Genomic DNA, 5,204 nt, shown 5'->3' on the forward strand with positions numbered 1-5,204 from the left:
GGGCGGGCTTGCCCTGTTCGGACAGGCGTTGGGCTTCGGCGGCGCGGGCCTCTTCGGCGAGGCGGGCGGCTTCGGCGGCGCGGGCCTCTTCGGCGAGGCGGGCGGCTTCGGCTTCGGCGCGAACGCGAGCTTCCTCGGCGAGGCGTGCAGCTTCGATTCGAGCGGCCTCTTCGGCGAGGCGGGCTTCCTCCTCCGCGCGAAGGCGAGCCTCCTCCGCGAGACGCGCTTCTTCCTCCGCGCGAAGGCGCGCTTCTTCCGCGAGCCGAGCTTCTTCCGCGAGCCGTGCCTCTTCCGCGAGGCGAGCCTCTTCGGCCAGCCGCGCCTCTTCTTCAGCACGAAGCCGGGCTTCTTCCGCGAGCCGTGCCTCTTCCGCTGCGCGGAGGCGGGCCTCTTCCGCGAGGCGAGCCTCTTCCGCGAGGCGCGCCTCTTCGGCCAGACGGGCCTCTTCCGCGAGGCGAGCCTCTTCGGCCAGACGGGCCTCTTCCGCGAGGCGAGCCTCTTCGGCCAGACGCGCCTCCTCCTCCGCACGAAGCCGGGCTTCTTCCGCGAGGCGAGCCTCCTCGGCCAGTCGCGCCTCTTCGGCTAGGCGAGCCTCCTCCGCGAGGCGCGCCTCTTCCTCCGCACGAAGGCGAGCCTCCTTCGCAAGCCGAGCTTCCTCTGCAAGCCGAGCCTCTTCTTCCGCACGAAGGCGAGCCTCCTCCGCGAGCCGGGCCTCTTCGGCGAGGCGAGCCTCTTCGGCCAGACGGGCCTCTTCCGCGAGGCGGGCCTCTTCCGCGAGGCGAGCCTCTTCCTCCGCACGATGGCGCGCTTCTTCAGCCAGGCGCGCTTCCTCGGCGAGTCGAGCTTCTTCAATCGCGCGAAGCCGAGCCTCTTCGGCCAAGCGTGCTTCTTCCGCCAGTCGGGCCTCTTCCTCTGCACGGAGTCTGGCTTCCTCTGCGAGGCGCGCTTCCTCCTCCGCGCGAAGACGGGCCTCCTCAGCGAGGCGAGCTTCTTCGGCGAGGCGGGCTTCCTCCTCCGCACGAAGGCGAGCCTCTTCAGCAAGTCGGGCCTCTGCCTCTGCGCGAAGGCGAGCCTCTTCGGCCAGACGTGCTTCTTCGGCGAGGCGGGCCTCTTCTTCTGCACGAAGGCGAGCCTCTTCCGCGAGTCGGGCTTCCTCTTCCGCGCGGAGGCGGGCCTCTTCGGCCAGACGCGCCTCCTCCGCGAGGCGAGCCTCTTCGGCCAGACGCGCCTCCTCCGCGAGGCGAGCCTCTTCGGCCAGACGCGCCTCCTCCGCGAGACGTGCCTCTTCGGCCAGACGCGCCTCCTCCGCGAGGCGAGTCTCTTCGGCCAGACGCGCCTCCTCCGCGAGGCGAGCCTCTTCGGCCAGACGCGCCTCTTCGGCGAGACGTGCCTCCTCGGCAAGGCGAGCCACTTCCTCCGCACGCAGCCGAGCCTCTTCGGCGAGACGTGCCTCTTCGGCTAGCCGAGCTTCTTCTTCCGCGCGCAGGCGCGCTTCTTCGGCCAGCCGTGCTTCCTCAGCGATACGTGCTTCCTCGATCGCGCGAAGCCGAGCCTCTTCCGCGAGGCGCGCCTCTTCGGCCAGACGGGCTTCTTCTTCAGCACGAAGCCGCGCCTCTTCCGCGAGCCGAGCCTCTTCTGCTGCGCGAAGGCGGGCTTCTTCGGCGACCCGAGCCTCCTCAGCCAGTCGCGCCTCTTCCGCGAGGCGGGCCTCTTCGGCCAACCGCGCCTCTTCTTCAGCACGAAGCCGGGCTTCTTCCGCGAGGCGGGCCTCCTCGGCCAGACGTGCCTCCTCGGCCAGTCGAGCCTCTTCGGCCAGTCGAGCCTCTTCGGCCAGCCGGGCCTCTTCGGCGAGGCGTGCCTCTTCCGCGAGGCGAGCCTCCTCGGCCAGACGTGCCTCCTCCGCGAGCCGTGCCTCTTCCGCGAGGCGGGCCTCCTCCGCCAGCCGCGCCTCTTCGGCGAGGCGGGCCTCCTCAGCCAGCCGCGCCTCTTCGGCGAGGCGTGCCTCTTCCGCGAGGCGGGCCTCCTCGGCCAGACGTGCCTCTTCAGCGAGGCGAGCCTCTTCGGCCAGACGTGCCTCTTCAGCCAGTCGCGCCTCTTCCACGAGGCGGGCCTCTTCAAGCGCGCGAAGCCGAGCCTCTTCGGCCAGTCGTGCTTCTTCCGCCAGCCGGGCTTCTTCCTCAGCCCGCAGCCGAGCTTCCTCTACGAGACGAGCCTCTTCTGCGAGGCGGGCCTCTTCTTCCGCACGAAGGCGGGCTTCCTCTGCGAGACGAGCCTCTTCGGCGAGGCGGGCCTCTTCTTCCGCACGCAGACGAGCCTCTTCGGCGAGGCGGGCCTCTTCCTCCGCACGCAGCCGAGCTTCTTCGGCGAGACGAGCCTCTTCGGCCAGACGTGCCTCTTCGGCGAGGCGGGCCTCTTCCGCGAGACGGGCCTCTTCGGCCAGGCGAGCCTCTTCTGCGAGACGAGCCTCTTCCTCTGCACGAAGGCGGGCTTCCTCCGCGAGGCGAGCCTCTTCGGCGAGCCGTGCTTCCTCTTCGGCACGAAGGCGAGCCTCTTCCTCCGCGCGAAGCCGTGCCTCTTCGGCCAGACGCGCCTCTTCCGCCAGTCGCGCTTCCTCCTCCGCGCGAAGGCGAGCTTCTTCCGCGAGGCGGGCCTCTTCGGCCAGTCGCGCCTCTTCGGCGAGCCGAGCTTCTTCCTCCGCGCGAAGCCGTGCCTCCTCCGCAAGGCGGGCTTCCTCCTCGGCACGAAGGCGAGCCTCTTCGGCGAGACGCTCGGCTTCAATGCGCGCCTCTTCGGCGAGGCGAGCCTCCTCCGCGAGCCGCTCCGCTTCGATGCGCGCCAACTCCGCCAGCCGAGCCTCTTCGGCAAGTCGCTCTGCTTCGATGCGCGCCAACTCCGCCAGCCGAGCCTCTTCGGCGAGTCGCTCTGCTTCAATGCGCGCAAGCTCCGCCAACCGCGCCTCTTCCGCCAGCCGCTCCGCTTCAATGCGCGCAAGCTCCGCGAGCCGGGCCTCCTCCGCCAGCCGCTCCGCTTCCAGCCGCTCCGCTTCGATGCGCGCCAGCTCCGCGAGCCGGGCCTCCTCCGCCAGCCGCTCCGCTTCCAGCCGCTCCGCTTCGATGCGCGCAAGCTCCGCGAGCCGGGCCTCCTCCGCCAGCCGCTCTGCTTCGATGCGCGCCAACTCCGCGAGCCGGGCCTCCTCCGCCAGCCGCTCCGCTTCCAGCCGCGCCAGCTCCGCCAATCGCGCCTCTTCCGCGATCCGCTCCGCTTCGATGCGCGCCAGCTCCGCGAGCCGGGCCTCCTCCGCCAGCCGCTCCGCCTCCCGCCGCGCTTCCTCTTCCGCCCGGAGCCGTGCCTCCTCCGCCAGCCGTGCCTCTTCCAGCGCCCGGAGCCGAGCCTCTTCCGCCAGCCGCTCCGCCTCGATGCGCGCCAGCTCCGCCAGCCGCGCCTCTTCCGCCAGCCGGGCCTCCTCCGCCAGGCGCTCCGCCTCCAGCCGCGCCAGCTCCGCGAGCCTCGCCTCCTCCGCGCGCCGCTCCGCCTCCTCGCGACGGCGCGCCTCTTCGATGGCCCAGGCCTCCTCTTCCGCCTGACGCAGCTCCTCCTCGCGCCGCAGCCGCTCGCGCTCCTCCCACTCCTCCACCGACAGGGCCTCGATGCGGCCCTCGCGCTCCAACACCCGCAGCAGCGCCTGCTGTGCCCCCGTCAGCGACTCCGGCCTTCGGAAGGCCCCCAGCGTCTCCAGCAAGCCCCGCTCCGACGCATCCGTCAGCCACGGCTCGCACGCCGCCACCTCCGGGCAGCGGTAGACCCTCGCGGGCACGGGCTCACTGGGCGCCGGCTCCAACGCCGCCCGCACCACCCGCACGCCCGCGATGGGCGCGAAGCCCCCCGCCGCCTCCACCACCTCCGCCTCGAAGTCCGCGCGCTCCGCGAGCTCGCTCAGCCGCCGCACCTGCGCCAGCACCTGCTGCTCGTGCACCACCGCGGGCTTGAGCCCGCTGTCCTCCAGCAGCTCCTCGTCCGGCGCCGCCGCCCCACCCCGCGCCCACAGCGCGTCCAGGGCGTCCACGCCCAACAACCCGTTCTGGAAGAGCGCCTGCGCGGGCGTCTGGTAGCCGAAGCCCAGCTTCGCGCCCACCAGGTCGCCCTCGCGCAGCCACAGCGCGGACTCGCGTCCACCGGCGTGCAGCGTCAGCCGGCCGGTGGCTCGGGACTTGTGGGCGGCATACAGCGCTTCGGCGACCTGCGAGGCGGACATTCGGCCACGGAGTGTAGCCCGTCCCGCTCGCCCCTCAATTCGACGGCGGTGCCTGCCTGGCCGCTGTCCCCAGCTGCACCTGACGCAGCGCCTCGTAGGCGCCAATCCCCACCGACGTCGAAAGATTCAAGCTCCGGCGCTCCGGAAGCATGGGGATGGTCACCGGCGTCCCCGTCCCCCCCTCCATCACCTCCGGCAACAGCCCCGTCACCTCCGAGCCGAACACCAGGTGGTCCCCCGGCTCGAACCGCGCCGCGTACAGCGACGTCTCCGCCCGGGCGGAGAACAGCCACCGCCGGGCCTGGGGGTACTCCGCGACATAGGCGTCGTAGGTGGGGTACAGCTTCAGGAACACCTTGTCCCAGTAGTCCAGCCCCGCCCGCTTCAGGTTCCGGTCGTCGATGGAGAACCCCAGGGGCTCCACCAGGATGAGCCGGCACCCCGTCACAGCGCACAGCCGGGCCACGTTGCCGGTGTTGGGCGGAATCTGCGGGGAGACGAGGACCAGATGCAGGGGGGACGCCAGGGGCTCAAGCATGGGATAGAACACCGGACATGCACTGGAGGGTGACCAACGAAACGCGGCAGCGGCTGCTCGCGGACCGCGCAGAACGCGCCGAGTCCTTCGTCCAGCGCTTCCAGGGGCTCATGGGCCGCGCCTCGCTGCCCATGGGGGGCGGGATGCACATCGAGCCCTGCAACTCCATCCACACCTTCTTCATGCGCATCCCCATCGACGTCGCCTTCCTGGACGCGGAAGGGTGCATCGTCAAGCAACTGTCCGCCATGCCGCCCTGGCGCACCTCGTCCATCTACTTCAAGGCCCGCTCCGTCCTGGAGCTGCCCGCCGGGGTCCTCCTGGCCAGCGGCACCCAGGAGGGCGACCGCCTGGTCTTCGCCCCGGGAGAGGCCCCGGGCGCCTAGGGGTCCCAAGGGCCCGTGCCTTCCCACC

Annotated in this window: 3 protein-coding genes and 1 pseudogene; 2 read left to right on the forward strand and 2 right to left on the reverse strand. The window is 71.7% G+C overall.

Going from position 1 to position 5,204, the window contains the following annotated elements; genetic code table 11:
• Window positions 1-3,739: pseudogene (locus D7W82_RS40790) on the reverse strand (molecular chaperone DnaJ); the annotation flags it as partial.
• A gap of 127 nt (window positions 3,740-3,866) precedes the next feature.
• Between D7W82_RS40790 and D7W82_RS42050 the strand changes: the two are divergent.
• Complete coding sequence (locus D7W82_RS42050) at window positions 3,867-4,109, forward strand: hypothetical protein (RefSeq protein WP_120622977.1); 243 nt, start codon at window positions 3,867-3,869, stop codon at window positions 4,107-4,109.
• Window positions 4,110-4,286: 177 nt separating this feature from the next.
• Here the strand turns inward: D7W82_RS42050 and D7W82_RS38245 are convergent, their stop codons facing one another.
• Window positions 4,287-4,790 carry a tRNA (cytidine(34)-2'-O)-methyltransferase gene (locus D7W82_RS38245; protein WP_014398831.1) on the reverse strand — a complete coding sequence of 168 codons (504 nt, stop codon included), beginning with the start codon at window positions 4,788-4,790 and terminating at the stop codon, window positions 4,287-4,289.
• Window positions 4,791-4,807: 17 nt separating this feature from the next.
• Between D7W82_RS38245 and D7W82_RS38250 the strand changes: the two genes are divergently transcribed.
• Entirely contained in the window at window positions 4,808-5,176 is a 369-nt protein-coding gene (locus tag D7W82_RS38250; RefSeq protein WP_120622978.1) for a DUF192 domain-containing protein, read from the forward strand.
• The last annotated feature ends 28 nt before the right edge of the window (window positions 5,177-5,204 follow it).

Source organism: Corallococcus sp. CA049B (assembly GCF_003611685.1).
Lineage (GTDB): Bacteria > Myxococcota > Myxococcia > Myxococcales > Myxococcaceae > Corallococcus > Corallococcus coralloides.

Bases quoted from the DNA above. Each gene is read 5' to 3' on its own strand.
- D7W82_RS42050 (WP_120622977.1), top strand. From the start codon at position 3,867: ATGGGCGCGAAGCCCCCCGCCGCCTCCACCACCTCCGCCTCGAAGTCC.
- D7W82_RS38245 (WP_014398831.1), bottom strand. From the start codon at position 4,790: ATGCTTGAGCCCCTGGCGTCCCCCCTGCATCTGGTCCTCGTCTCCCCG.
- D7W82_RS38250 (WP_120622978.1), top strand. From the start codon at position 4,808: ATGCACTGGAGGGTGACCAACGAAACGCGGCAGCGGCTGCTCGCGGAC.